Origin of the sequence: Jiella avicenniae, from assembly GCF_021390325.1 — a bacterium.
Classification (GTDB): Bacteria; Pseudomonadota; Alphaproteobacteria; order Rhizobiales; family Rhizobiaceae; genus Jiella; species Jiella avicenniae.
In genome coordinates this window covers 39,944-65,918 of record NZ_JAJUWU010000009.1, presented here as the reverse complement: position 1 = coordinate 65,918, position 25,975 = coordinate 39,944, and the positions used below count along the sequence as shown (strand labels likewise).

Below are 25,975 nucleotides of genomic sequence, written 5' to 3'. Positions count from 1 at the left end.
TCCGGCGCAGAACGCGGAGGCTGAAAGGGCGAGTGCGGCGATCATGCTGCGACAGCTCCGGCCGGATCACGGATCAGGCCATGCTCGACAGCAATCTGATGAATGAGAATGATCTCCGGGCCACGCAGCACTTCGCCGCCACGCTTCTCGAGACGATGGATGACCGGCTGACTGACCGCGAGGCGCGCGGCAAACTTCGCCTGGCTTTCGCCCAGCGCAGTGCGGACCGCTTTCACCTGCTTGCCTGTCATGGAAACTTCGCTGCCGGTCATCTCGCCTCTCCGGTTTCAGTGAGGAGACAAATACGCTGCGTATTTATGCGCGTCAATACCCGCCGTATTAAAAAAGCTGCGAAGCGTATCGGATGAGCGATACGAAGGAAGATCGGGCGGCGCGGTTGCGCTCGGCTCGGGTAGCGGCGAATTTTGCGAGCGTGGCCGACGCGGCGAGGTCGATGGGCGTCGGCATTCCGACCTATACCCATCACGAGAACGGTACGCGCGCCTACGGGCCGGACGATGCCGTGACCTATGCCCGGCGCTTCAAGACGACGCCGGAATGGCTGCTCTTTGGCGTTGCTCGACAGACTGAGATTGCTTCCGCAGGCGTGCCGGAGATCGACATCCGCGCCGGAGCCGGCGGCGGCGGCATGGCCGGCGGAGAGATGGCGGCGACATCCGGCCAGGTCATCATCTCGGCCGACGTGATCCGCAGCCGATGGGGCCTGCCCGACGACTATCTGCGCTCGGAACTGCGGATGACCGCCAGCCGCGCGGCCGTGATCGAGGTCACCGGCGATAGCGGCTATAATCCCGACAACGCCTATGCGCCCGGCTCACTCTTCCCCGGCGATCGTGTAATCGTCGATCTTTCGGACACGCGCCCTAGTCCGCCCGGCGCCTTCCTTGTTCACGATGGCCTTGGCCTTGTCGTGAAGCTGGTGGATGTCGTTCGCGGCTCGGAGCCTGTCCGCCTGCGCCTGTCGAGCCGCAATCCGCACTACGAGCCCTACGAGGTCGTCGAGGGGGAAGCGCGGATCATCGGCCGCGTCCGAGGCCGCATCACCGCAATCTGATACGCATCGCATTTTTTCATACGATCGGTATTGACTGCTGTTAATACGAAGCGTATTTGTTGGCTCATCGAGACACCCAAACCGATGGAGCCGCCTAATGCCACAGACGAACCGCCACCCTGTCGACGAGCTGGTCGACGTCAAGGCCAAGATCGCCGAGCTGCAGGAGCGTGAGAAAGCGCTCAAGGCCAAGATCATCGACATGGCCGGCGAGCGCGATGCAGTCGGAGGCGACGAGTTTATCGCCACCATCGCCCTGCAGAGCCGCAAGACGCTCGACCGCAAGGGGCTCGAAAACCGCTTTGGCAAGGACGTCGTCGCTGTCTTCGACCGCGAGAGCGAGCCCTTCTTCGTCGTCCGCACCCAGCCCCGCGCGGCCGAGGCGGCGTGACCTTCTCCACTCGGCGCGTCAGGGGCGCCGAGCACTGAAGGCCATGCAACGGAGATCAGGCAAATGGTAAAGAAGACAACAGAAACCGCAGTAGTGTCGGAAGCGGCAGCCGAAGAGGTCGTCACGGCGATCAAAGGCTTCAACAAGGACTGGACCTGTCGCGGGTTTCAGTACGCGATCGGCGAGACCTACAAGCACGATGGACATGTCGAGGCTTGCCGCGCCGGCTTTCACGCCATTGAGGGCAACCCGTTCGAGGTGTTCTGGTACTACCCGGCTGCGACTTCGGTCTTCGCCGATGTCGATCAGCGCGGCTCGCTCTGCCGACATGACGATGACAGCAAGATCGCGTCGGCCGAAATCACCATCAAGGCTGAAGTGGCGCTGCCGGAGATTATCCGTCGTGGAATAGATTTCGTCTTCGCCAAGGTGAAGGCGATGAAGGCGGATCAGACGTCGTCCGGCGACCGGAGCACGGCGGCCACGTCCGGCGACCGGAGCACGGCGGCCACGTCCGGCTACCAGAGCACGGCGGCCACGTCCGGCGACCGGAGCACGGCGGCCACGTCCGGCGACCGGAGCACGGCGGCCACGTCCGGCGACGCCTCAAGCTCCATGGCGACCGGCGAAGACGTTCGCGTTCGCGCCGACAAGGACGGGTGCGTTCTCTGCATCCACGAAATTCGATGGAACGGCTCGACTTACGCGCATTTCGACGCGGCGTTCGGCGTGACCGGCAAGGACGGCATCAAGGCAGGCGTCCTGTACCGTTGCGAAGGCGGGAAGCTCATTCCGGCCGAGGCGGCGTGATGGACGCCCGCACCCAGGAAGAGCGCAACACCGCCGGGGAGGCGGTGATGCAGCGGATGATCGAGGAAATGTTCTGGGCCGCATGGCTGAACAGGTTCGGCCGTCTCTGCGTCGCCGATCACGACCTCGCCGCACCGTTCCTACCACCCATTGCCGCAACCGAAAGCGCTATCAGGAGGGCTGCATGATGGTTCCGTTCACCGACGCCGCGTTCATTGCCGAGACAGCGCGAGATCTCGGCCACTGTGTCGTCACCGGGTCGCAGATTTCCGAGGTGATGAAGGACCCGGACGTGGCGAGCGCTCCGACGTTCGACGATCTGGACGTCGTGATGCGCCGCCCGAAGATCGTGAAGGCAACGATCAGACTGTTTGGTGGCGATGTCTCGACTGCCGATGCCGTTTACGGCCGCGTCTGGATCAATGTTCGGAACGTTGCCAACGGGCGCCCTCGGATCGAACGTTTCGCAGAGACCGGCATGATCGAGGCAGCAGAATGACCGCCCGCGCCACTCGCCGCACCGGCGCGCTCACACTCGCCGCCCTCCTGTTCCTCCTCGGCCTCGCCACCGGCAACGCCCGCCTCGGCGCGGTCGACACCGCCGACCAGGAGCGCTTCACAGCCTATCGGGGGATTGTCCGATGATCCGCGTGACCTTCGACCTCCTGCCCGGCGGCGATGAAGCCCGCGCCCGCACGATCGGCATCATGGAGATCGCCAATGTCGCGACGCGCCTCGACGGCACGGCGGATTACGCCGTTGCCCTGAAAAAGACGCCGCCTTTTGCTGGCGCGCTGCGCGCGGCTTGGAAGAAGGGCCGCGTGACCAGCGACGACGCCGCTTTGAACGGCGCCATCGCCGGCGAGGACGAAAAGCTGATCACCGCCCTTGTCACCGGCCACCACCGCACCCGCCGCGGCGTCTACGACCTTCTCTTCCGCGCCCTCGTCGCCTGCGGCCTTGACCGGAGGAATCCGCGATGAGGCCCGCCCGCGACCTTCAAGCCGCCGGAGGCAGCATGAGTGAGAAGACGAAACCGCTGGCAATCACGCTGCGCTACACGAACTGGCGCGGCGAGACGGCGGACCGGACGATCATCCCCGAGCGGGTCTGGTTCGGCCATACCGAATGGCATCCCCAGGATCAGTGGATGCTCAACGCCCTCGACGTCGAGAAGGACACCTATCGCGACTTCGCGCTGTCGGGGTTTGCCGCCGCCAGCCTCGACCAGCCGGCGCGTGTCAAACCTCTGGATCGCGCCCCATCAGACCAGAGCAGTCAAGGCTGGACGCTCCCGATCACGATGCTGGAGGATGTTGCTGGCGTCGTCGCTCAACAGAACTGGGAACGGCCGACCATCGAGGTCGTCGAGATCATCATTCTGGAGGCCGAGCGCCGCATCCTCGCATGTCTTCAGCAGGACAGCGAGGGCGCCATCGAAAGCAACTGCTGCATCGAAGACTTCTCGGAACCATGCGGCCCGTTTGCCAGCATGCAAAGGGATTACGAAGACGCCCTTGCCCGGCTGGATCGGGCGGAGAAGGCGCTGATGGCCGCGCGTGAGATCGTCAGTGACCGAGGGGATCACGCAGCGCAGGACGTTCTCGCTGAAATCGACGCCGCCCTCGCCAGCAAGGGAGCGATAAGGTGAAGCTGACGAAAAAGCAGCGCCGCGAATTGAATATCATTGGTGATAAACGTCAGTTTGCGCGAGGTCACGCTGACAATCTACGGGTTGCGAAATCGTTAGAACGCAAGGGATTGGTTGAACTCCGTCGTGAGTGGACCGAGCGACATCCTTCAATGGGGAAAGGCCCGGATTACACTGTCAGGGTTTACTCACTCACCGCATTAGGCCTCGCCGCCCTCACCAGCAAGGAGGGCGAAGACCATGGCTGACGAGATCCCGCAGGACGTCATGACGCTGGCGTGGCTTGCTGCACAAGAGGCGTGCAACACCGAGACGCCAAACGCCGACCAAACAGACCCTATCGCAGAGGCTATACTCAAAGACCGCACTTCCGACGCCCGCCTTGCTGCCGCTAGGGCTGAGGGGATGGAGAGGGCTGCGGAGATTGCGGAACAATGGCTGGAGTCTTCGTGGCATGACGAGGTTTTTGCGGCTCGAAGCATCGCCGACGCCATCCGGCGGGAAAAGGATGGAGGCGCCGCGCCGACGATCAGCCACGGCGGCGGCGATGCCTGACCTCCCGCCCTCCCTCCTCGCCAGCCTCGACGCAGCCTTCGCCGCCGGTCCGCTGGTCTCCGAGGCCGAGGCCGCCCGGATCATCGGCTTTTCGCCGGCGAGCTTGCGCCGCGAGCGGGAAGAGGGGAACATCGCCTTTCGCCTCCGCCGCCGGCGCCGGGTCTATGCCCGCGAGGACATCGAGGCCTATCTGAAAAGGGACGCCGCATGTCCGTCTACCGGCCGAAAGACAAGGACGGCAACTTCAAGACGCCCTATTTCCACTTCGATTTCACCGTCAAGATCCACGGCGAACGTCGTCGCTTTCACGGGTCGACAGGGGAGCGAACTGTTAGAGCGGCTGAAGCGGCAGAAGCGAAGGAGCGCCGCCGCGTCCTCAGAAGCGGGCCGAACGACGACCTCACCCTGACCGAGGCGATCGAGCGCTACGCCCGCGAGGTTCTCGCCGACAAGCCGGGCGGCCTCGACACGGTCATCGGCCTGCAGCATTGCGAGCGCCTGATCGGCGGCGATCGCCGCCTCGCCAACATCACCGCCAACGACATCGCCGAGGCCGTCCTCAGACGCGCCGCCGAGACCCACGGCAGGAAGAACCCGAAGCTCGTCTCCGGCGCCACCGTCAACCGCAACGTCATCGAGCCGATGCGCGCCGTCATGACCAGAGCCGCCCGCGTCTGGGGCGTCGGCTGCGAACCCCACAGGATCGACTGGCCGAAGCTCCGCCGCCGCGAGGCCGCGCCCCGCGAGCGCGAGCTGACCGACGAGGAGGCGGCCGCCTTCTGGCGGGAGTTGCGCGCGGATTTCCACCCCTTCACCGCATTCCTCCTCGGCCGGGGCCTCCGCCTCGCCGCCGCCCTCGGCCTGAAGAAGCTCGACGTCGACCTGCCGCGGCGACGGATCAGGGTCTGGATCAAGGGCAAGGGCCTGCGCTGGACGCCGATCTCCGACGCCGACGCCGCCCTGATCGAAGGCGAGATGAAGAAGTCGCCGCTGCCCGAGGTCTGGACCTACGAGGTCCAGCGCGGCCGCGAAAAGGGCATGCGCCGCCCCCTCACCCTCACCGGCTATCGCCGCAGCCAGGAGACCGCGCTGAAGAACGCCGGCGTCACCGACTTTCGCCGCCACGACATGCGCCACGACTTTGCGACCAAACTCCTGCGCGCCACCCGCGACATCGCCCTCGTCCAGAAGGCGCTTGCCCACTCCTCGATCACCTCGACCATGCGCTACGCCCATGTCCTCGACGAGGATCTCTTCGAGGGCCTCAACGCCAAATCCCGGAATAGTCCCGGAACAAGCGCCCGCAAGGCGCAATAATTGTCGCATGATCTTGAAATCGCTGGCGGATTTTTCGGAAGCCTCGAAGCTCCCAAACCAGATGCGCTACCAGGCTGCGCTACGCTCCGCACGGGGTGACCCGTTCGCCATCAGCGATCTGCCGAGCTTTGCCCGCCGAGTCAAGCTTTGAAGCGGCGTTTGCCGATCGCCATGCGGCGCCGTTGCCGGCGCGTCCCCGCAGGGAGACGCGGGCGGCGTCACTCCGGCGGAATGGCGTCGTGTTCGAGACGGTCGCCGATCGAGACGCCGTAGCGGGCCGCCGCGCCGCCGTTCAGTTCGAGCACGTAGCGCACCGGCTGGCCCGACGGGATGATGGCAAGCGACAGCGGCTGGGCGTTGGTCTTGATCGTCACGATCTCGCCGCTCTCGTCCATGAACAGCATGTCGAGCGGAATCAGCGTGTTCTTCATCCACATGGCGACGTTTCGCGTCTCGTCGAAGCGGAAGAGCATGCCCTGGTCCTGCGGCATCTGCGACCGGTTCATCAGCCCGACCTCGCGCTGCTCGGGCGTCAACGCCAGTTCGACCATGATCTTTCGCTCGCCGCCCTTGGTGTGGAGCACGGCCTTCGACAGATCGCCGGCGGCAAAGGCGAGATAGCCCGCCGCAAGGACCGCGACGATCGCCGCGGCAAGACCGGCGAAGAGCTTCTTCGGTTTCATTCGGACCCCGCGCCCCAGCGTTCTGCAATCCCGACCCGCCGACGCGCGCGCGCCGGCGGCGGCCTTTTCATGCACGGTTTTGCCGCCCCGCGCCAGAGGATGCGTGCGAAGCGATCACCCCGAGGGCCCGTCGGGGCATACCGGCCCTCCCCGCCCGATCCGCCGCGGCGGGTGCGGGCGACGCTCAGTGGATCGCCGGGCCGCTGCCGTTCATGGCCTGGACTTCGGCCGCCATCAGCCCCTTGTCGCCCGCGCCGAAGCGAACCATCACCTCCTGGCCGGGGCGAAGCTCGGACAATCCGTATCGGCGCAGCGTCTCCATGTGGACGAAGATGTCGGCCGTCCCCTCGCCGCGGGTGAGGAAGCCGTAGCCCCGCGTCCGGTTGAACCACTTGACCACGGCCGGGACCAGGTCGCTTTCCGGCACCACGCTGACGTGGGTGCGCGAGGGCGGCAGTTGCGCGGGATGGACCGCGGTCGAATGATCCATCGAGAGGATGCGGAAGGCCTGCAGACCCTTCTCGCCGCGCTGGATCTCGCAGACGAGACGGGCGCCCTCGGGCGCCGCCGCATAGCCGTCGCGCCTCAGGCAGGTGACGTGGAGCAGAATGTCCGGCCCGTGATCGTCCGGCACGATGAAGCCGAACCCTTTCGATGCGTCGAACCATTTGATGTGTCCGGAAACGACGGTGAGGCCGACGTCGCCGCTCGCGGCCTCGTCACCACCGGTACGGATCTGTGTCGAAAGTCTTTCCGGCATTCGGGGGTTCCGCCTTCTACGCCAACCGAATCGCGAACATGAAACTTAGCATTAACTGTGCCATGGACCGCAAGAGGCCGTAGGGTAAAATGGCTTGTCTCACCCGAAAATCCCCAAACTCTTCCCGTTCACTAGATTAGGCTCTATCGGCAGAAGCAACGCTCCCGTCAGCGGATGCTTTCGCAACCTTTCCGTCGTCGTCGCCGCACTGCCGATCGCCCCGTGGCCCCTCATGCCATCGAACTGCGGCAATTCCTCGCCCGCCTCCACCTTCCGGGCAGGGTCCCGGATCGGCGGCACGACGATCCGCAGGGGCGGCGAAGGCCCTTGGCGGGCGCACCATCGGCCCTAAGATACGGGCCGCCGTCGCCTGCCGGCGAGACAAAGGACGGGATTGGACGGCGGAACCATGCGAGCCCACAGCGGCAGGTGCCGGAATTCGAACCAATGCGACGACGCTTTGGCCGACGCCGCTTGCATTCGCTCGCCGCGACGCCGAAAGTCCGCGCGAACGAGGCCGCCCACTTCAGGAGCGATGATGCGCTATCTCCACACCATGGTCCGGATCACGGACATCGACGAATCCCTCGATTTCTACTGCAACAAGTTCGGCCTCGTCGAAACCCGCCGCATCGACAGCGAAAAGGGCCGCTACACGCTGATCTTCCTCGCCGCGCCGGGCGACATGCCGGGGGCTCAGGAAACCAAGGCTCCGCTGATGGAGCTCACCTACAACTGGGATCCGGAGGAATATTCGGGCGGCCGCAATTTCGGCCATCTCGCCTTCGAGGTCGACGACATCTACGCGACCTGCCAGAGCCTCATGGACGCCGGCGTGACGATCAACCGGCCGCCTCGCGACGGGCGGATGGCCTTCGTCAAGTCGCCGGACGGCATCTCCTTCGAGCTCCTGCAGAAAGGCGAGGCGAAGGACGCGGCCGAACCTTGGGCCTCGATGCAGAATACCGGATCCTGGTAACGGCGACTCGCCATCTTCATGAAAAAGTTGTAAACGTCGTATCGCCACATTCTGGACATACGAAGCAACCCGACGTCTCATGGCCTCGTGCCGCAGGGATGACCCTGCGGCTTCCGATGGGGATCGGAAAGCGGCGGCATCGGGGACGACGAAAGAAATGCCGGCTGGCCGAAAAGGTCTCCGGAAACGGTCAATCGGCGCGATCACGCGCCTGGGGGATGACGGATCGGGGGTCGGTCCGTTGCGGAGAGGGAAACGTTGACGGCCAGATCACCGGTCGCCACGGGCCGCTTGGTCGGTTCGGCAATCTTTGCGGGAGCCCTTCTTGCGGCCCTGCCCTTCCTCAGCTCTTGCGTCTCGGCGGTCGACGACACCTCGGCCTTCGGCTTCGCCGGCGCAACGGCCAGCAAGGCGACGTCGCCGGGCGATGGAGCTGCCGGCGGCGAGAGCGCAGCCGAGGCCGTCGCGGAAGCTGCCGATGCGGAGGGGCCAGAGGTCGCGTCCGTCGATCCGCAGCGGCCGACCGCGCCTCGATCATCCGACGACGGCTCTTCCGCCGAGGCTATGCAGGCGGCCGAAGCCGCCACCTTGCGCGACCGGATGACCACGGCGAGACCCGTCGCCGCCTATGCCGGCGGCACCGTTTCGGAAGGCGACGCGATCGCCGGGGATCGCGGCGAGCGTCCGGCGCAGCAGTCGCTCTTCGCCTCGCTCTTCGCCCAGGAAAAGGCGCGCACGCCCATCGCCAACGCCGAGAAGAGCAAAGGCCGGCGGATCGTCCTGAAGCGGGACGAGCCCGCCGATGCTCCCGGCGGCATCGAGAACCTGCCGGGCGTCGATCCTTCCTCGCTCTTCGAGATCGGCCAGAAGGCCTCGGCGAACGAAGCGGATGCCATCGACGACGTGATGTCGACGTCCTACCGCGTCGCCTCGCTCGGCGGCTTCGCGCGGCTGTCGCCGAACGGGCTGCGCGTCGCCCGCGACGACGTTCAGACCTCGTGCTTTCCGGCCGATCTGGTCGCGCAGATCCGCGCGCTCGAACGGCGTTTCGGTTCCAAGGCGGTGATCACGTCGGGCTATCGCAGCCCCGACCACAATCGCCGCGTCAACGGCGCCCGGCGTTCCCAGCACATGGGTTGCAAGGCGGCCGACCTCTTCATTCCGGGCGCCGACCATCTGGCGGTCGCGGCCTATGCCCGATCGCTCCCCGGCCGCGGCGGCGTCGGCACCTACTGCCACACCGACGCGATCCATGTCGACGTCGGGCCGAAGCGGGACTGGAACTGGCGCTGCCGCCGGCGCTGATCGGCCGCAGCGACACTGCAGAGTGCATGATCGGGTCTGCCGACGCCCCCGGCATGGCGTGCGCCGCCATTGCGACCTCGCAGCAACGGCACGCGGATCCGGCCCTCCGGGCTGCACAAGGGGGCGACTGCCACCGGTCGGGTTGGTCATGACAACCGGCGGCCGACGCCCATGATAAACGTTCGACCGGCACCGACCTTACGGATTCGCTCGGATCATTCCCACTCGATGGTACCCGGCGGCTTTGAGGTGACGTCGTAGACGACGCGGTTGATGCCTTTGACCTCGTTGATGATGCGGGTCGCGGCCTGGCCGAGGAAGTCCATGTCGAAGGGGTAGAAGTCCGCCGTCATGCCGTCGACCGAGGTGACGGCCCTGAGCGCGCAGACGAATTCGTAGGTGCGCCCGTCGCCCATGACGCCGACGGTCTGCACGGGCAGGAGCACGGCGAAGGCCTGCCAGATCGCGTCGTAGAGGCCGGCCTTGCGGATCTCGTCGAGATAGATCGCGTCCGCCTCGCGCAGGATGCGCAGCTTGTCGCGCGTCACGCCGCCGGGACAGCGGATGGCGAGGCCCGGCCCCGGGAAGGGCTGGCGGCCGACGAAGTGCTCGGGCAGGCCGAGTTCCTTGCCGAGGATGCGCACCTCGTCCTTGAAGAGCTCGCGCAGGGGTTCGACGAGCTGCATGTTCATGCGCTCCGGCAGGCCGCCGACATTGTGATGCGACTTGATCGTCACCGACGGGCCGCCGGTGAAGGAAACGCTCTCGATGACGTCGGGATAGAGTGTGCCTTGCGCGAGGAAATCGGCCCCGCCGATCCTCTTGGCTTCGGCCTCGAAGGTCTCGATGAACAGCCGGCCGATGGTCTTGCGCTTGACCTCCGGATCCATCTCGCCGTCCAGCGCGTCGAGGAAGGTGTCCTGCGCCTGAACGTGGACCAGCGGGATGTTGTAGTGGTCCCGGAACATGCCGACGACTTCCTCGGCTTCGTTCATCCGCAAGAGACCGTGATCGACGAAGATGCAGGTGAGCTGGTCGCCGATCGCCTCGTGGATGAGGACCGCCGCGACGGAGGAATCGACGCCGCCGGAAAGCCCGCAGATCACCTTGCCGTCGCCGACCTTTTTGCGGATCTCCTCCACCGCCTGTTCGCGGAAGGCCGCCATCGTCCAGTCGCCCTTCAGGCCGGCGACGCGGTGGACGAAGTTCGACAGGAGCTTCGCGCCGTCGGGCGTATGGACCACCTCGGGATGGAACATGATGCCATACATGCGCCGCTCTTCATCGCCGAAGACGGCGTAGGGCGCCCCCGGAGATCGGGCGAAGATCGTGAAGCCTTCCGGCATGTCGATCACCCGGTCGCCATGGCTCATCCACACCTGGTGACGGGTGCCCTCCGGCCAGATGCCCTCGAACAACGAGCAGTTCTTCTCGATCTCGAGAAAGGCGCGGCCATATTCACGGTGGGCGGAGGGCTCGGCGCGTCCGCCCATCTGCACGCACATGGTCATCTGGCCGTAGCAGATGCCGAGGACCGGGATGCCCGCCTCGAAAATCGCCTGCGGCGCCCGCGGCGCGTCGATATCGCCGGTGGAAGCCGGAGAGCCGGAGAGGATCACCGCTTTGGGCTTGAGGCGATGGAAGCCTTCTTCGGCCGACTGGAACGGCACGATTTCGGAATAGACGCCGGCCTCGCGCACGCGCCGTGCGATCAGCTGCGTGACCTGGGAGCCGAAGTCGATGATGAGGACGGTGTCGGGGTGCGCTGTCATGGCGAGGCCTTAGGCAAGAGTGGCGTCATTGTCCAGAAGGCGCAGCGCATTCCGAGCGCCGCGTCCCGACCTCTAGCCAGCCACTTATCCGGGCAAAACGGCCGGCAACGCAGTGGCACGCTTCTCATTGAGTCGCCACGGCAATTCCGCCGCCACGGGACAACGACCATGAGCGTCACCAATCTCGAAGAACTCTTCCTGCATACCCTGAAGGACGTCTACTACGCCGAAAAGCAGATCGTCAAAGCGCTTCCCAAGATGGCCAGGAAGGCCGGCTCGGAGGACGTCAAAGCAGCGTTCGATTCGCATCTGACGGAGACCAGGGAACACGTCACCCGGCTCGAAAGCGTCTTTGCGGCGATCGGCAAGAAGCCGTCGGCGGTCAAGTGCGACGCCATCGTCGGCATCCTGCACGAGGCGACGGAACTGATGGACGAGGTCGAGGACACCGAGACCCTCGACGCCGCGATGCTCGCCGCCGCCCAGGCGGTCGAGCATTACGAGATCGCCCGCTACGGCACCCTCGTTTCCTGGGCCGGCGTTCTCGGCCACAAGGATGCGGTGAAGACCCTCGAGGCGACGCGCGAGGAAGAGAAGGCCACCGACGACAAGCTGTCGAAACTCGGCAAGAGCGGCGTCAACAAGAAGGCGGCGTAAGGGCCGGGCGGGATGACCAGGTAGCGCCCGGGATTGCGGCCCGGGCGTTGCCGGTCGGACTTTACGGGAGCCGATCACGGCCGAGGGGCCGCGGCCTCCAACGCCGTCTCCAGCCGGTCGATCGCCCCGGCGAGCTTTGCGTCGATAACGTGAAGCAGCGTCGCCCAGTCGTCGTAGTGATGGAGATCCGACGCCCCGTCGGAGATGCCCCTGAGTCCGACGAGCGGCGCGGCGAAACGCTGGCAGGCCCGCAGCACCGCAAAGGTCTCCATGTCGACCATGTCGGCGTCGATGGCGTCGTAACGGATCCCGGACACGATGTCGGCGCCGGTCGAGAGCCGGGCAGCCGGAACGCCATCGATCGGCGTCGGCAACGGCGTTTCGACCGGATGATCGAGGAACGGCGTCACGCCCTTGGTGAAACCGAGGAGCGAGGCGTCGATGTCGCGCCAGGAGACCGAGGCGACCTGATAGACCTCGCTTTGTTCCAGCGTCCGCGAGCCGGCCGAGCCGAGGGAGACGACGAGATCGGGCCGCTGGCCTCGTGATTCGAGCATCTGCAGCGCGATGCCGGTGTGAAGCGCCGCCTCGATCGGCCCGACGCCGGTCATCAGCGGGCGGATGCGGCGTTTCAGCTCGTCGCCATATTCGGCATGGGCGGCCATCACGAAAAGCACGTTCTTGCCGCCGACCGTTTCGACGGCGTGCTCGTTTCGGGACGGACTGGACTTCGTCATGGCGGCCTCGGCGTTCGGTGCAGCCGCTAGTTCAACCACCAGAGCGCCGCGTTGAGAAGGCTCGCATAGGCGACCCAGGCGAGATAGGGCAGAAACAGCAGCGCAGAGACCCGCTCCGCCCGCCACGTCGCGGCGAGAAAGGCGACGACCGCAGCGTCGAGCGCGAGGATGACGATCATCGCCGCACCGAGGGCATGGGCGGCAAAGAACACCGGCGGCCAGACGAAGTTCAGCGCCAGCTGCAGCCACCAGAGCCTCTGCGCAGGTGCGATGCCCGCGCGCCAGATCCGCCAGCCGGCCAGGCCGATGAGAATGTAGAGCGTGCCCCAGACCGGCGCGAAGACCCAGTCGGGCGGGTTGAAGCCCGGCTTCTGGAGCGCCGCATACCAGCCGCCGGTCTCGACCGAGAGCCCGATCAGCGCGCCGCCCCCGACGCTCACGAGCAGGAACAGCGGCAGGGCGAGGTGGCGGGTCACGACTTTTGCAGCAGCGCGAAGAAGAATCCGTCCGTGCCGGTGCGCTGCGGCGTCATGGTGATCACGGTGCCTCCTGCGAGTTTGCTGACGCGGCAGCGCCCTCCCCCGTGTGGCAGCATCGCGGCCCAGCGCGCGCCGGCATCGGCGACGGCGAAGCCCTCGCTCGTCTGCCGCTCCAGGAAAGCGGCGATGCGCGCGGCGTTTTCGTCGGCAAACAGCGAACAGGTGACGTAGGCGAGCCTGCCGCCGGGGCACACGAAGGCTGCGGCCCGGTCCAGTACCGCATCCTGCTCCTGCATGCGCTTTGCCAGCGCCGTCTCGGACAGGCGCCATTTGGCGTCCGGCCGCCGCCGCCAGGTGCCGGAGCCCGTGCAGGGCGCGTCGACGAGGGTGAGATCCATACGGCCGAAAAGGCCCGTCATGTCTTCGCGCGGGTCGTGGACCTGGACGTTGCGACAGCCGGCCCGGGCGAGCCGCTCGTGGATCGGGGCGAGGCGATGGCGGTCCGAATCGGCAGCGTGGATCTGGCCGCTATTGTCCATCATGGCGGCCATTGCCAGCGACTTGCCCCCTCCTCCGGCGCACAGATCGAGCACCTGTTCGCCGGGAGCCGCGCCGGTGAGAAGCGCGGCGAGCTGCGAGCCTTCGTCCTGCACCTCGAACCAGCCCTTCTGGAAACCCGCCTCGATCTGCACGTTCGGATGGCGGCCGGCGCCTTCGATGGCGGCGATGCGGATGCCCTGGGGGGCGAGATCGCTCGCCTCGGGCTCGAACGGCTCCAGCGCCTTCAGCACCTTGTCGCGCTCGGCCTTCAGCGTATTGACGCGCAGATCGAGCGGCGGGCGCGCCGACAGCGCCGCGGCCTCTTCCACCCAGCGCTCGCCGAGAGACGTTTTAAGCCGGGCGGCGATCCAATCCGGTACGTCGGCGCGCACGGCGTCTGGCGCTTCGGAGAAATCTGCGGCGAGGAAGCGCCCGAGTCGTTCTCCGTCCGGCATTTGCGGCGCGAAGCGATCACCCTCGAGCGTGGCTGCCAGTGCCTCCGGCTGCATCGCGAGCCCGTCGAGCACCGCGGCGAAGCCCAGCGCCGCCGCGCCGTCGTCGCCCATGCGAAAACCGTAGGAGCGCTTCTTCCTGAGCGCGTCGTAGACGATGTTGCCGATCGCCGCCCGGTCGCCGGAACCGGCGAAGCGATGGGAAAGGCCCCAGTCCTTCAGGGCGTCGGCGACCGGCCGCCGCCGCGCCTCGACATCGGACAGCACTTCGATCGCCGCGGCCAGCCGCCCGCCTAGACGCATGACGGAGCCAAATGTCGGATGAGGGGCGATGCGCGTGTCATGGTCGTCCTGCCGCTGTTCGACGAAGCGCCGTTCGAGGGCGCCGAAGCGGCAGCGTCTATCATTGCCGCTGCCGGCCGGGCAAATGCGCCAAGGATATGACGCTTGCCGCCGACGTTTCGCCGCCTTCCGACGAAGAACGCGTCAGCCCTCGCCGTCAGCGCCCGAGGAACGCCGCAAAGGCCGCCCGCGCTTCGGCCGAGCGAAGCCGGCCGGCGAAGATCTGGAGTTCCTCCTCCATGCGGGCGAGCACGTCCTCGCGGCGGCCGCGCAGCAGGTCGCGGGCGATCCGCAAGGCTTCGGGCGGCTTTCCGGCGAGCCCGGCCGCGGCCCGCAACGCCTCCTCCTCCGGGGCGTCGGCCAGCTTGTAGACCAGCCCCGCCTGCCGCGCCTCGTCGGCATCGAAGCTCTCGCCGAGGACGAGCAGGGCGAAGGCCCGCTGATCGCCCATCATGCGCGGGGCGATCAGGCTGGAGGCCGCCTCCGGCGTCACGCCGAGATCGAGGAAGGGCGTTTTGAACACCGAACGCGGGCTGGCATAGACGAGATCGCAATGCATCAGGAGCGTCGTGCCGATGCCGATGGCCAGCCCGTCCACCGCCGCGATCATCGGCTTGTCGAAACCGGCGACGAGACGCAGGAAGTCGCCCGTCTCGGCCGGCAGCGAGCCGCCCTCGGCGATCGCCATGAAGTCCTTGATGTCGTTGCCGGCCGAAAACGCCCCCGGCACCCCGGCGAAGACGACCGCGCGGATGGCCGCATCGCCCGACGCCCCCTGCAGGGCCTCGAACATGCCCTGGTACATGTCGCGATTGAGGGCGTTCTTCTTGTCCGGACGGTTCATCCGGATGGTCAGCACGCCGTCCTCGGCGCCGGTTTCGATCAGTTCGGACATCACATCGCCTCCTTGACGAGAAGATCGTGGGCGGCCGCAAGGCTCGCCGCCCCCGCAACCACCTTGCGCCGGAGGGACGACGTCTCGGTCACCAGATTTTCCGCGACGAACCGGCAGAGCGCGACCCGCCGGTCCTTCGCATCGGCGAGCGCGCCCTTGGCGAGCCAGACCCCCCCGGCGGCGAGCGCGAAGAGCCTCAGATAAGGCGCCGCGCCGGCGAGCGCCGCGTCGGTTTCCTGCGAGCGCAGGTGGTCGAGGAGATGCTCCGTCGCGGCCCTCAGATCGGCCATGCCGGCTTCGAGGCAGGCGGCCGTCTCGCCGAATTCCGGTGCATTGCGCCGCGACAGGTCGGCGAGGATCGCGTCGAGTTCGGCGAAGAGGCCGGACACCGCCTCGCCGCCCGACTGGCCGATCTTGCGGGTGACGAGGTCGATCGCCTGGATGCCGTTGGTGCCTTCGTAGATCGGGGTGATCCGGGCGTTGCGGAGGAGCCTTGCGGCGCCGGTCTCCTCGACGAATCCCATGCCGCCATGGACCTGGATCCCGAGCGAGGCGACCTCGCAGGCGACGTCCGTCGCAAAGGCCTTGGCGATCGGCGTCAGGAGATTGGCACGCTCCTGCCAGAGGCTTGCCTTCTCGGCGTCGCCGAGCGCATGGGCCCGCGCCCGGTCGGTGGCGATGGCGCAGTTGTAGGCGATGGCGCGGGCGGCGTCGGTCAGGCCCTTCATGGTCAAGAGCGTCCGGGCGACGTCCGGATGGGCGACGATCGGGCTCATCGCGCCGGACTTCTCGGCACCTGGCGCGAGCCGCGTCGCCCTGCCCTGGCGGCGTTCGCGCGCATAGGCGAGCGCCTTGTCATAGGCGGCATCGGCGAGGCCGACACCCTCCATGCCGACCATCAGCCGGGCGTTGTTCATCATCGTGAACATGCAGGCGAGGCCGCGATTTTCCTCGCCGACGAGAAAGCCGACCGCCCCCGGCGCCTCGCCTTCCACCGTCCCCTCGCCGTAGAGCATGGTGCAGGTCGGCGAGGCGTGGATGCCGAGCTTGTGCTCGATCGAATGACAGACCACGTCGTTGCGCCGGCCCGGCGCGCCGGCCTCGTCCGGCAGGAACTTCGGCACGAGGAACAAAGAGATGCCTTTCACGCTCGCCGGCGCGTCCGGCAGCCGGGCGAGCACCAGATGGACGATGTTGTCGGTCAGGTCGTGCTCGCCATAGGTGATGTAGATCTTCTGGCCGAAGATCCGGTAGCTGCCGTCGCCCTGTCGCTCGGCGCGGGCCCGCAGCGCCGACAGGTCGGAGCCCGCCTGCGGCTCGGTGAGGTTCATCGTGCCCATCCACTCGCCGGACACGAGCTTCTCCAGATAGACGCGCTTCAACTCCTCGGAGCCGTGCTTCTCCAGCGCCTCGACCGCGCCGATGGTGAGGAGCGGGCCGAGGGCGAAGGGCATCGAGGCGTGGTTCCACATCTCGCCGACGGCGGCAGCCAGCGCCGTCGGCAGCGCCTGCCCGCCATGTTCGGCCGGACCGGACAGCGCGTTCCAGCCGCCGGCGATCCAATCCCGATAAAGCGCCTTCCACCCGGCGGGCATGGTGACGCCGCCCTTGTCGAAACGTGCGCCCTCTTCGTCGCCGATCCGGTCGAGCGGCGCCATGCGCTCGTCGGCAAAGCGAGCCGCCTCTTCGAGGACCGCCTCGACGAGATCCGGCGAAAGATCCGGGAACAATCCTTCGTCCATCGCCCCGTCGAGACCCGCGATGGTCCGCAGGGTGAAGGCGATGTCCTCGACTGGTGGCCGCGGCATGGCTTGGTCTCCTCCGTCGCTCCGCCCGGCGCGTTCGATCGCCGGCTGTGCAAAATCGTCAAATATCTGGACTGTTTCGTTCGAAAGTGCGTCGACGCCAGGGCGCGTCGTCTCCATATGTCGCGGGTGCGAACGGCCAGCGAGCCTTTCTGCAGCGAACGCGCGCCGGCAAGGAACCCGGCCGCCCGTTCAGCCATTTCGGCCATGATACTTCAGGGAGGTCTCGATGCGGCTTGTGCGGTTTGGCGAGCGTGGTTCGGAGCGACCCGGCCTCGTCGACGAGGCCGGCGGCATCCGGAATCTGTCCGACCACGTCGAAACTCTCGACGGCGCGAATCTCGACCCCGACCGGCTGGCAGCTCTCGCCGCGATCGATCCACGAACGCTGCCGAAGGTCGCGGAGGGGACCCGCCTCTGCAAGCCGATCGAACGCATCGGCAAGATTATCGGCGTCGGGCCGAACTATGCCGACAGCGCCAGCCTCGCCGGCTTCAGGATCAACCCGGAGCCGACGCTGTTCCTGAAGTCGGCGACGAGCGCCTGCGGGCCGAACGACCCGATCGAGATTCCCCGGCTGGCGAATCGCGTCGACTGGGGCGTCGAACTCGCCATCGTCATCGGCCGCGTCGCCAAATATGCGGGCGTCGAGGACGTTCAGCGGGCGATCGCCGGCTACTGCCTCGCCAACGACGTCACCGAGCGGAACTTCCAGTTGCAGCGCGGCGGGCAGTGGACCAAGGGCAAGTCCCACGACACGTTCTGCCCGCTCGGCCCTTGGCTGGTGACGCCGGACGAACTCTCCGATCCCGATTCCGTCGAATTGTGGCTCGATGTGAATGGCGAACGCCAGCAGACCGGCTCGACCAGCGAAATGATCTTCAAGATCCCCTATCTCGTTTCCTACGTCTCGCGCTTCATGCGGCTGGAGCCGGGCGATGTCATTCTGACCGGCACGCTCGCCGGCGTCGGGCTGTCCTACGACCCTCCGCGCTTCCTGAAACCGGGCGATCGCATCCGCCTCGGCGGCAGCGGTCTCGGCGAGCAGGAAAATGTCTGCGTTGCGATCTGACGCGCCGCCCGGAGGGCGGGATTGCCGGGCGGCGCTCATTTGCCGTCTCTGCCGGTTCGCTGATCCTCCACGCGCAATGCGCCGAGAACGAGGGCGCGGGTCATCCTTTCGGTGAAGCCGCGAGGCCGTTCGAGATCGAGCCTGCCCAGCGCGGATCGGTGGGCGTCCGAAGCCTCCCCTCGGAGCCCCCGGTAAAACAAGCGCGCCATTGCCGGCCAGTCGCCCTGGTGCTCTTTCAGCCGCTGCAGCGCCGGCGCCAGCAGCCGCTCGTCCTTCGTGAGGTCGGTGCCGAAGGGATAGGCCGGCAGGACGTCGGCGAAGGGTTCGAGTGCAGCCTCGAGCGTCTGTCTCGAATTCCACCGCTGCGGCCGGTGGCCGATCTCGAGCTTGCGCGCTGCCAGAGCATCGGCGATCAGCGAGCCCTGAATGCTTTCGTCGGCAATCCCGATCATCGCCGCGGCCGTGTCGCGGTCGATGCGGCCCCTGAGATCGGCGATGCCGTATTCGGTGACGACGAGGTCCTTCATGTGCCGCGGCACGGTCGTGTGGCCATAGGACCAGCGGATGTTCGACTGGCGGCCGCCGTTGCGGGTGGCCGTCAGCATCAGCACCGCCCGCGCGCTCCCGAGCGCGAAGGCCTGGTCGACGAAATCGAACTGTCCGCCGACGCCCGAGACCACCCGCCCGTCTTCGAGCTGGTCGGAGCAGACGTCGCCGAGGGCGGTGGCAATCATCGCCGAATTGAAAAAGCGCGCATCGCGCCGGTCCCGCGCATGGCGCGCCCGGTCTTCGGCCGGCAGATCGTTGATGAAGGAGATTTCGCGCATGGCGATCCTCTCCTTCAGTTCGGGCTCCATCTCGCGCAGCCGGCGATAGAAGCTCTGCGGCCCGACGAAGAAGCCGCCATGCAGGATCTTGCCGTCGAAGGTCCGGCGGCGAATGATCCCGGCATAGATGAGCTGCATCAGCGGATCGACGAACATCTCGGACAGGCCGTAGAGGCCTTCTTCGAACGGTTCGGTCTCGGGCTCGATGGACTCCGGCCAGTTGCCGAGCGCTTCCAGCGCCGCCCTGAAGCGGGCTGGATCGCGATGGCGCAGGATCAGAGCGTTGGCGATGGCGTCGCCCATGCCGCCGATGCCGATCTGGATCGTCCCGCCGTCCTTCACCAGCGCAGCGCAATAAAGTCCGATGGCGTGATCGACGGTCGAGATCGGCTGCTTCGGGACGGAGAAGAGCCGGGCGTGCTCGGCCTCGCCGCCTTCGAGGATCATGTCGAAGCGTGTCTCGGGAAGCGCCGCCGCGCCGCCCATGAAGGGCATCTCCCGGTTCGCCTCGCCGACGAGGAGCACGTCCCTCCCCTCGGTTCTCATCCCGTCCAGCACCGGCAGGAGGTCCAGCGTCATGTCGGTGTTCGAGCCGAGGGAATAGTGCGCGCGGTCTTCGGACGGCGCCACCATCTGGGCGACGACGTCGACCCCGCTTTCGACGACGTAGCGGGCGGCATGGGTGTAGTTCGCGGAGATGTAATTCTCCTGCGCCGTCCGGTTCGACAGAAGCGAACCGGCCTGCAGGAAGAACTCGATCACCCGGACGTTCGGCGGCAGCGCGCCCTTCTTGCGGGCGACGACATAGTCGAGCCGCGTCACGCCCTCATAGAGCCTCTCCGCCAGGGGGCCGGCGAAGCGGCCGGCAAGACCGCTTCCGCCGGAAGGCGGATCGAGGGAGAGAGCCGTGAAGATCGTCAGGTCGATCGAGCCGTCTCGCTCGGCCAGGCGGTAAAGCGCATTGGCGACGTGGTTGCCCTTGCCGAGACCGAGCGGCAAGGCGAGCACGATTTTCGGGCCCACACGCTCGACGATGGCCCGGGCAAGCTCGTGCTCGTCGGCGAAGCGCCGAACCATCAGCGCGCCAGCCGCTCCCAGCCCGGATGCGGCTCGAATCGGGGCCCGTGCTTGGCCGCGAGATCTTTCATCCGCTGGACGATGCCGTCGATGCCACGCTGGCGGGCATAGTGGACCGGACCGCCGCGGAAGGGCGCGAAGCCGGTGCCGAAGATCATCGCGCCGTCGACGATCTCCTCGTCAGTGATGACGCCTTCGTCGATACAGGCGACGACGGCGTTCAGCATCGGCAGAATCAGCCGGTCGATCATGTCCGGATCGTCCTTCGATCCGTCGGGCAGCGCTTCCGGGGCGATCTTCTTCGGCTTGCCCGCGTCGTCATAGTCGTAGAGGCCGCGGCCGGTCTTGCGGCCGAGACGCTTCTCCTCGACCATCTTCGTCAGCCAGTCCGGCGCCGGCGGCAGCGTGTTCTCGCCGAGCCGCTCGCGCAGCGAGGTGGCGACGTCGAGCGCGATGTCGAGCCCGACCTGATCGGTCAGCTCGATCGGCCCCATGGGCATGCCGAACTCTTCGGCCCTGAGGTCGATCCGCTCCTTCGGGATGCCCTCGTCGAGAAGCACGAGCGCCTCGGCCATGTACGGCGTCAGCGCCCGGTTGACGAGGAAGCCCGGCGCCGATCCCACCGGCGCCGGCAGGCGGGAGATCTCGGCGGCGAAGGCGGTCGCCCGGCGCGCGGTCTCGGGCGAGATCCGGTCGTGCGAGACGATCTCGACGAGTTGCATGCGCGAGACCGGATTGAAGAAGTGCAGGCCGACGAAGCGGGACGGGTCCTTCAGGCCCGAGGCGAGGTCCGCCAGCGGCAGGGCCGAGGTGTTGGTCGCGAGCAGCGCGCCCTCTTTCAGCTGCGGCTCGATCGTCTCGTAGATCTTGTGCTTCAGCGCGATCTTCTCCGGCGCCGCCTCGATGACGAGGTCGGCATGGGAGATGCCGAGGCCTTCGGGGTCGGGGATCAGCCGGTCGAGCGCATCGCGAACCTTCAGCGGGTCCTTGACGACCTTTTCCAGCATCTTCGCCGCCTTCTTCACGGCGCCGCCGATCGGCTCGAGCTTGATGTCGCCGAGCGTGACCTTGAAGCCCTGCCCGGCGGCCCAGGCGGCGATTTCGCCGCCCATCGCGCCGGCGCCGACGACGTGGAGGTGCTTCACCCCCGACGAACCGTCCTTCAGGCCTTTCATCTTCTCGCGCAGGAAGAAGACGCGCACGAGGTTCTTCGAGGTGTCGGTCTCGATCAGCTCGGCGAAACTGTCGATCTCGGCCCGCTGCATCGCCCTGGGGCTGCCGCCGTGCTCCTCCCAGAGGTCGATCAGCTTGAAGGGCGCCGGATAATTGTCCTGCCGCGCCTTTTCCGCCGTTTTCTTGCGCATCATCCTGGCGGCGATCTGGCGGCCGGGCTTGAAGCCCATCGCCCGCGCCTGAAGCGACTGGGGCTTCCTGCGCAGGTCGCCGTAGAAGGCTGCCTCGACGGCGGCCGCGACATGCCGCTCCTCGACCACCGCATCGACGAGGCCGATCGACCGGGCGCGCTTCGCCGGCATGGCGCGACCGGTCAGCATCATGGTCATCGCCTCGATCGGATCGGCGACGGCCGGCGCACGGAACGTGCCGCCGAGGCCGGGATGAAGGCCGAGCATGACCTCGGGAAAGCCGAGCGAAGCGTTCGAGACGGCGATGCGCCGGTCGCAGGCGAGCGCCAGCTCCAGCCCGGCGCCGAGGCAATGGCCGTGAACCACGGCGATCGTCCGGCACGGCAGCGCCGCCAGCCGGTCCAGCACCTGATGCCCCTGATCGAGCGCCGCCTTGATCTCCTCGGTCGAGGCGCCGACGAACTGGTTGATGTCGGCGCCCGCCGCAAAGCCGGCCGCCTTGCCCGAGCGGATGACGATCGCGGCGGGTTTCTCTTTCTCGAAGCGCTCGACGTGGCCGGCGAGTTCTTCCAGCACCGGGCGGTCGATGGTGTTGACGCGCTTGTCGGTGCGGTCGAGCACCATCCAGACGACGCCGTCGTCGTCTTTCGCGACCCGGAAATGTCCGGTCGGCTCGACGTCCCGCGCCGGTCCGAGTTCGAGATCGCGCTGCGAAAGCGCGTTCAGCATCCTGCCCATATCGTCCGTTTCCGTCCGCTGTCGCCGCGTTTCTTGTCGATTGGAATTCGCCCGAGCAAAGGCTCAGGCGGCTTCGAGCAGCATCGCCCCGCCGAGTCCGCCGCCGATGCATTCGGTGGCGATGCCGCGCTTTCCGCCCAGTCGCTTCATGGCATTGGCGAGATGGAGGGTGATGCGGTTGCCGGACGTGCCGACCGGATGGCCGAGCGCGATCGCCCCGCCGTCGACGTTCAGCTTGTCGAGACCGATCCGGCCGCCGCGTCCTTCGAGGCCGAGGACGCCGTCGGTGACGTCCGTCTGGTCGAAGGCGGCGACGCAGGAGAGTACCTGCGCCGCGAAGGCCTCGTTCAGCTCCCACAGATCGATATCGGCGACCGAAAGGTCCTGACGCTTGAGGATCGGCGCCGTCGACGTCACCGGGCCGAGGCCCATGATCGACGGGTCGAGCCCGGCCCAGTCGGAATCGACGATGCGCACCAGCGGCGTCAGACCGTATTTCTCAACCGCCGCTTCCGAGGCGAGGATCGTCCACGAGGCGCCGTCGGTGATCTGCGACGAGTTGCCGGGCGTCACTTTGCCATAGGGCTTCTCGAAGGCCGGCCGCAGCTTGCCGAGATCCTTGACCGTGGTGCCCGGCCGGATGCCGTCGTCATGATCAAAGGCCGAGCCGTCCTTCGCGACGGCGGGCAGCATCTCGTCCTTCAGCCAGCCGTTCTTCGTCGCCTCGCCGAGCCGGCGATGGCTTTCGACGGCATAAGCGTCGGCGTCCCGCCGGGACACGTCGAAGAGATGGGCGAGGATCTCGGCCGTCTGGCCCATGTTCAGATCGGTGATCGGATCGGTCAGGCCTCGCTCCAGCCCGATGACGGGCTTGAGGTAGTCGGGCTTCAGCTTGGCAAACATGCCGGCCCGCTCGCCGACCGACTTCGCCCGGTTGAGCTTGGCGAACCACTCCACCGCCCCGCGCCTCAGCACCAGCGGCGAATGGCTCAGCGCCTCGGTCCCGCCGGCCAGCACGATCTCGTGGGTGCCGCGCTCGATGTAGCGGAAGGCCGTGTCGATCGACTGCATGCCCGAGCCGCAGTTGATCTGCACGGTAAAGGCCGGAATCTCGTCGGAAATGCCGAGCCGAAGCGAGGCCACTCGCGCCGGGTTCATCTCGTCGGCGACGACGTTGACGCAGCCGAGGACGACGAGGTCGATCGCCGAGACCGGAAAGTCCTGGCGCAAGAGCAGAGGCCGTCCGCACTGGACGGCGAGATCGACGGGGGTGAAGGGGCCGGGACGCCCGCGCGCCTTGATGAAGGGCGTGCGGGCGCCGTCGACGAGATAGACGGGGCGTGAATTCACTCGGCGGCCTCGCGCGATTCGATTCGTTCGTTGCCGGCCTTGCGCTGGGTGGCGTGCTGGTCGGCGAGCGGCGACACGTCGTGCGCGTCATAGGCGTCGACCGCGACCACCTTGGCGACCGCCGTCTTCACCTCGATGAGGCGCTCGTACTCGTCCGGGGTGATAACGCCCGCGTCGCGCGCGGCAAGGGGATCCTTCACCTTCTTTTCGCGCATCTTCTTCTCGATCGGCGCCGCGTCGCAGACCAGCTCGAAGGCATGTTCGAGGTCCTTGACCGGATGGGATGCATGGCGCTCGCCGAGATAGACGTCCGGCGTCAGCCGGTCGCGCTGGGACGACGGCCGCATCACCATGTTCGCCACCTCGCTGGTCAGTTCGTCCGACGGCTCCTCGTAGGGAACGCCGAGCGGGAAGGCGAGGAAGCGCACCAGCACGGCCGCCCAGCGGGCCGGCAGATTGTCGAGCACGCCGTTGAAGGCGATGCCGAGCCGGCAGTAGCCCTTCTCCATGACGTATTCGACCAGCGGCTTGTCGGCTTCCGGCCGCCCCTCCACCTCGAAGCGCTTCAGCACCGCGCCGAGGATGTAGAGTTCCGACAGGATGTCGCCGAGCCGCGCCGACAGCATCTCCTTGCGCTTCAGCGCCCCGCCGAGGGTGAGCAGCGACAGGTCGGAAAGCAGCGAGAAGGCCGCGGCGTAGCGCGACAGCTGACGCCAGTGACCGGTGAAGGCGGCGTTCTTCGGCGCCGGGGCGGCGAGGCCGCCGGTCCAGCCTCTGGCAAAGGAGCGCCACGCGGTCTTCATCGAGTGGCCGACATGGGCCCAGAAGTGCTCGTCGAAGTCGGCGAGGCCCTTCTCGCGATCCTCCTCCGACAGCGCCAGCATCTCCTTCAGCATGTAGGGATGGGCGCGGATCGCCCCCTGGCCGAAGATCATCAGGTTGCGGGTGAGGATGTTGGCGCCCTCGACGGTGATGCCGATCGGCACCGACATGTACATCGGCGCGAGATAGTTCTTCTCGCCCTCGATGATCCCCTTGCCGCCATGGATGTCCATCGCCCGCTCGACGCATTCGCGCATCCGGTAGGTGGCGTGCGCCTTCATGATGGCGCCCAGCACGGAGGGCTTGTGGCCCTGATCGAGGGCGGCGACCGTCAGCCGCCGGGCGGCGTCGATCGCATAGGCGTTGGCAACGATTTCGGCGAGCGGCTGCTGGATGCCCTCGAACATGCCGATCGGAACGCCGAACTGGGTTCGCACCCGGGCATAGGCGCCGGTGACGCGGGCGCAGTAGGCGGCGGCAGCGGCCGACTGCGAGGGCAGCGAGATCGAGCGGCCGGCGGCGAGCGCCGTCATCAGCATCGTCCAGCCCTGGCCGATCTGCTCCTCGCCGCCGAGGATCCAGTCGAGCGGAATGAACACGTCCTCGCCGGAAAGCGGCCCGTTCTGGAAATAGGAATGGAGCGGGATGTGCCGCTCGCCATGGGTGACGCCCGGATGGGAGGTCGGCAGCAGCGCCACCGTGATTCCGAGTTCCTCGCCCCGCCCGAGATGGTTCTCCGGGTCGGACATCTTGAAGGCGAGGCCCATGACCGTCGCGACCGGGCCGAGGGTGATGTAGCGCTTGTGGAAATTGAGACGGATGCCGAGGACGCGCTCGCCCTCGTGCTCGCCATATTCGACGACGCCGGTGTCGGTCATCGCCGCCGCATCCGAACCCGCATCGGGCGAGGTCAGGCCGAAGCAGGGAATGTCGCGGCCGTCGGCAAGGCGCGGCAGCCAGTAGTCCCGCTCTTCCTTGCGGCCGAAATGCAGAAGCAGTTCGCCCGGTCCGAGCGAGTTCGGCACCATCACCGTGACGCCGGCGACGACCGAGACGGACGAGACCTTGCGGACGATCTCCGAGTGGGCCGTGTTGGAAAAGCCGAGGCCGCCATATTCCTTCGGGATGATCATGCCGAAGAACTTCTTCTCGCGCAGGAACGCCCAGACCGCCTCCGGCAGGTCGTGATCCCGCGAGGCGATCTTCCAGTCGTCGATCATCCCGCAGAGTTCGTTGACCGGGCCGTCCATGAAGGCCTGCTCTTCCGGCGAAAGGCGTGCCGGCGGCGTCCTGATCAGTTCGTCCCAGTCCGGATTGCCGGAGAACAGCTCGCCGTCCCACCAGACGGTGCCGGCACCGATGGCCTCTTGCTCGGTCTTCGAGATCGAGGGCATGACGCCCTTGGCCCATTTGAAGATCGGGCGGGTGATCTTGTCCTTGCGAAACGACATGGAACGGCTCCCTTTCGGTTCCTTGCCTGGGGCGAAGCCGTAGCTGCCCCGAGTGCGGCCTAGCTGGCG

At 66.9% G+C, this 25,975-nt stretch carries 28 protein-coding genes and 1 pseudogene; 16 read left to right on the top strand and 13 right to left on the bottom strand.

Translation table 11 applies throughout. The annotated features are described in order from the left end of the window. Positions 1 to 41: 41 nt before the first annotated feature. Positions 42 to 272, bottom strand: coding sequence for a helix-turn-helix domain-containing protein (locus tag LZD57_RS10630; protein WP_233719599.1), 231 nt, complete (start codon positions 270 to 272; stop codon positions 42 to 44). Positions 273 to 454: 182 nt separating this feature from the next. On the opposite strand from LZD57_RS10630, the gene LZD57_RS10625 reads away from it, so the two are divergent. From LZD57_RS10625 to LZD57_RS10575, 12 genes and pseudogenes are all read left to right on the top strand, one after another. Further along, complete coding sequence (locus tag LZD57_RS10625; RefSeq protein ID WP_233719598.1) at positions 455 to 1,075, top strand: S24 family peptidase; 621 nt, start codon at positions 455 to 457, stop codon at positions 1,073 to 1,075. A gap of 97 nt (positions 1,076 to 1,172) precedes the next feature. Then, positions 1,173 to 1,466: a hypothetical protein gene (locus LZD57_RS10620; RefSeq protein ID WP_233719597.1), complete on the top strand. Its 294-nt coding sequence runs from the start codon at positions 1,173 to 1,175 to the stop codon at positions 1,464 to 1,466. A gap of 63 nt (positions 1,467 to 1,529) precedes the next feature. Next, positions 1,530 to 2,276, top strand: a complete 747-nt coding sequence (locus LZD57_RS10615) for a DUF7666 domain-containing protein (RefSeq protein ID WP_233719596.1) — start codon at positions 1,530 to 1,532, stop codon at positions 2,274 to 2,276. Further along, positions 2,276 to 2,464: a hypothetical protein gene (locus tag LZD57_RS10610; protein ID WP_233719595.1), complete on the top strand. Its 189-nt coding sequence runs from the start codon at positions 2,276 to 2,278 to the stop codon at positions 2,462 to 2,464. Before LZD57_RS10615 ends, LZD57_RS10610 begins: the two co-directional genes overlap by 1 nt. After that, a complete protein-coding gene (locus tag LZD57_RS10605) occupies positions 2,461 to 2,775 on the top strand; it encodes a hypothetical protein (RefSeq protein WP_233719594.1) in 315 nt (104 codons plus the stop codon). Before LZD57_RS10610 ends, LZD57_RS10605 begins: the two co-directional genes overlap by 4 nt. Beyond that, a complete protein-coding gene (locus tag LZD57_RS10600; protein WP_233719593.1) occupies positions 2,772 to 2,921 on the top strand; it encodes a hypothetical protein in 150 nt (49 codons plus the stop codon). Before LZD57_RS10605 ends, LZD57_RS10600 begins: the two co-directional genes overlap by 4 nt. Beyond that, entirely contained in the window at positions 2,918 to 3,259 is a 342-nt protein-coding gene (locus LZD57_RS10595; protein ID WP_233719592.1) for a hypothetical protein, read from the top strand. Before LZD57_RS10600 ends, LZD57_RS10595 begins: the two co-directional genes overlap by 4 nt. Positions 3,260 to 3,294: 35 nt before the next feature. After that, complete coding sequence (locus LZD57_RS10590) at positions 3,295 to 3,927, top strand: hypothetical protein (RefSeq protein WP_233719591.1); 633 nt, start codon at positions 3,295 to 3,297, stop codon at positions 3,925 to 3,927. Continuing rightward, positions 3,924 to 4,175: a hypothetical protein gene (locus tag LZD57_RS10585; RefSeq protein ID WP_233719590.1), complete on the top strand. Its 252-nt coding sequence runs from the start codon at positions 3,924 to 3,926 to the stop codon at positions 4,173 to 4,175. The genes LZD57_RS10590 and LZD57_RS10585 overlap by 4 nt, the downstream gene beginning before the upstream one ends. Continuing rightward, entirely contained in the window at positions 4,168 to 4,482 is a 315-nt protein-coding gene (locus LZD57_RS10580; RefSeq protein ID WP_233719589.1) for a hypothetical protein, read from the top strand. Before LZD57_RS10585 ends, LZD57_RS10580 begins: the two co-directional genes overlap by 8 nt. Continuing rightward, a pseudogene (locus LZD57_RS24240) lies at positions 4,382 to 4,669 on the top strand (hypothetical protein); the annotation flags it as partial. The gene LZD57_RS10580 and the pseudogene LZD57_RS24240, both read left to right, overlap by 101 nt. 20 nt (positions 4,670 to 4,689) lie before the next feature. Further along, positions 4,690 to 5,799 (top strand): tyrosine-type recombinase/integrase, encoded by a 1,110-nt coding sequence (locus LZD57_RS10575; RefSeq protein ID WP_233719588.1) that lies wholly within the window; start codon positions 4,690 to 4,692, stop codon positions 5,797 to 5,799. Between the two features lie 218 nt (positions 5,800 to 6,017). Here LZD57_RS10575 and LZD57_RS10570 read toward each other — a convergent pair whose 3' ends face one another. Both LZD57_RS10570 and LZD57_RS10565 read right to left on the bottom strand, forming a co-directional pair. Continuing rightward, the gene (locus LZD57_RS10570; RefSeq protein ID WP_233719587.1) at positions 6,018 to 6,482 is read right to left on the bottom strand and encodes a DUF192 domain-containing protein; all 465 of its coding nucleotides are present in this window, start codon (positions 6,480 to 6,482) and stop codon (positions 6,018 to 6,020) included. 184 nt (positions 6,483 to 6,666) lie between these two features. Further along, positions 6,667 to 7,242 carry a cold-shock protein gene (locus LZD57_RS10565; RefSeq protein WP_233719586.1) on the bottom strand — a complete coding sequence of 192 codons (576 nt, stop codon included), beginning with the start codon at positions 7,240 to 7,242 and terminating at the stop codon, positions 6,667 to 6,669. Between the two features lie 538 nt (positions 7,243 to 7,780). Here LZD57_RS10565 and LZD57_RS10560 point away from each other — a divergent pair. Together LZD57_RS10560 and LZD57_RS10555 are read left to right on the top strand one after the other, a co-directional pair. Beyond that, the gene (locus tag LZD57_RS10560; protein WP_233719585.1) at positions 7,781 to 8,221 is read left to right on the top strand and encodes a VOC family protein; all 441 of its coding nucleotides are present in this window, start codon (positions 7,781 to 7,783) and stop codon (positions 8,219 to 8,221) included. Positions 8,222 to 8,479: 258 nt separating this feature from the next. Next, positions 8,480 to 9,526, top strand: coding sequence for a YcbK family protein (locus LZD57_RS10555; RefSeq protein ID WP_233719584.1), 1,047 nt, complete (start codon positions 8,480 to 8,482; stop codon positions 9,524 to 9,526). 215 nt (positions 9,527 to 9,741) lie between these two features. Here the strand turns inward: LZD57_RS10555 and guaA are convergent, their stop codons facing one another. After that, on the bottom strand, positions 9,742 to 11,298 hold the full coding sequence (gene guaA, locus LZD57_RS10550; protein WP_233719583.1) for a glutamine-hydrolyzing GMP synthase: 1,557 nt from the start codon (positions 11,296 to 11,298) through the stop codon (positions 9,742 to 9,744). Positions 11,299 to 11,466: 168 nt separating this feature from the next. On the opposite strand from guaA, the gene LZD57_RS10545 reads away from it, so the two are divergent. After that, positions 11,467 to 11,955: a YciE/YciF ferroxidase family protein gene (locus tag LZD57_RS10545; RefSeq protein ID WP_233719582.1), complete on the top strand. Its 489-nt coding sequence runs from the start codon at positions 11,467 to 11,469 to the stop codon at positions 11,953 to 11,955. Positions 11,956 to 12,029: 74 nt separating this feature from the next. On the opposite strand, the gene LZD57_RS10540 is transcribed toward LZD57_RS10545, so the two are convergent. The 5 genes from LZD57_RS10540 to LZD57_RS10520 all read right to left on the bottom strand — a co-directional run bounded on the left by LZD57_RS10540 (position 12,030) and on the right by LZD57_RS10520 (position 17,208). After that, a complete protein-coding gene (locus tag LZD57_RS10540; RefSeq protein ID WP_233719581.1) occupies positions 12,030 to 12,692 on the bottom strand; it encodes a 5'-methylthioadenosine/S-adenosylhomocysteine nucleosidase in 663 nt (220 codons plus the stop codon). A gap of 26 nt (positions 12,693 to 12,718) precedes the next feature. Continuing rightward, positions 12,719 to 13,168, bottom strand: a complete 450-nt coding sequence (locus LZD57_RS10535; protein WP_233719580.1) for a TspO/MBR family protein — start codon at positions 13,166 to 13,168, stop codon at positions 12,719 to 12,721. Then, positions 13,165 to 14,466 carry an RsmB/NOP family class I SAM-dependent RNA methyltransferase gene (locus tag LZD57_RS10530; RefSeq protein ID WP_233719579.1) on the bottom strand — a complete coding sequence of 434 codons (1,302 nt, stop codon included), beginning with the start codon at positions 14,464 to 14,466 and terminating at the stop codon, positions 13,165 to 13,167. The genes LZD57_RS10535 and LZD57_RS10530 overlap by 4 nt, the downstream gene beginning before the upstream one ends. 196 nt (positions 14,467 to 14,662) lie before the next feature. Beyond that, positions 14,663 to 15,400, bottom strand: coding sequence for a crotonase/enoyl-CoA hydratase family protein (locus tag LZD57_RS10525; protein ID WP_233719578.1), 738 nt, complete (start codon positions 15,398 to 15,400; stop codon positions 14,663 to 14,665). Continuing rightward, positions 15,400 to 17,208, bottom strand: a complete 1,809-nt coding sequence (locus LZD57_RS10520; RefSeq protein ID WP_233719577.1) for an acyl-CoA dehydrogenase family protein — start codon at positions 17,206 to 17,208, stop codon at positions 15,400 to 15,402. The genes LZD57_RS10525 and LZD57_RS10520 overlap by 1 nt, the downstream gene beginning before the upstream one ends. A 226-nt stretch (positions 17,209 to 17,434) precedes the next feature. On the opposite strand from LZD57_RS10520, the gene LZD57_RS10515 reads away from it, so the two are divergent. After that, a complete protein-coding gene (locus LZD57_RS10515; protein WP_233719576.1) occupies positions 17,435 to 18,277 on the top strand; it encodes a fumarylacetoacetate hydrolase family protein in 843 nt (280 codons plus the stop codon). A 35-nt stretch (positions 18,278 to 18,312) separates the two neighbouring features. Here LZD57_RS10515 and LZD57_RS10510 read toward each other — a convergent pair whose 3' ends face one another. The 4 genes from LZD57_RS10510 to LZD57_RS10495 form a co-directional block, all read right to left on the bottom strand. Continuing rightward, complete coding sequence (locus LZD57_RS10510) at positions 18,313 to 20,181, bottom strand: acetyl-CoA hydrolase/transferase C-terminal domain-containing protein (RefSeq protein ID WP_233719575.1); 1,869 nt, start codon at positions 20,179 to 20,181, stop codon at positions 18,313 to 18,315. Continuing rightward, the gene (locus LZD57_RS10505; protein ID WP_233719574.1) at positions 20,181 to 22,283 is read right to left on the bottom strand and encodes a 3-hydroxyacyl-CoA dehydrogenase NAD-binding domain-containing protein; all 2,103 of its coding nucleotides are present in this window, start codon (positions 22,281 to 22,283) and stop codon (positions 20,181 to 20,183) included. The genes LZD57_RS10510 and LZD57_RS10505 overlap by 1 nt, the downstream gene beginning before the upstream one ends. A gap of 63 nt (positions 22,284 to 22,346) precedes the next feature. Then, positions 22,347 to 23,633: an acetyl-CoA C-acetyltransferase gene (locus LZD57_RS10500; RefSeq protein ID WP_233719573.1), complete on the bottom strand. Its 1,287-nt coding sequence runs from the start codon at positions 23,631 to 23,633 to the stop codon at positions 22,347 to 22,349. Continuing rightward, the gene (locus tag LZD57_RS10495; protein ID WP_233719572.1) at positions 23,630 to 25,906 is read right to left on the bottom strand and encodes an acyl-CoA dehydrogenase; all 2,277 of its coding nucleotides are present in this window, start codon (positions 25,904 to 25,906) and stop codon (positions 23,630 to 23,632) included. Before LZD57_RS10495 ends, LZD57_RS10500 begins: the two co-directional genes overlap by 4 nt. Between the last annotated feature and the right edge of the window lie 69 nt (positions 25,907 to 25,975).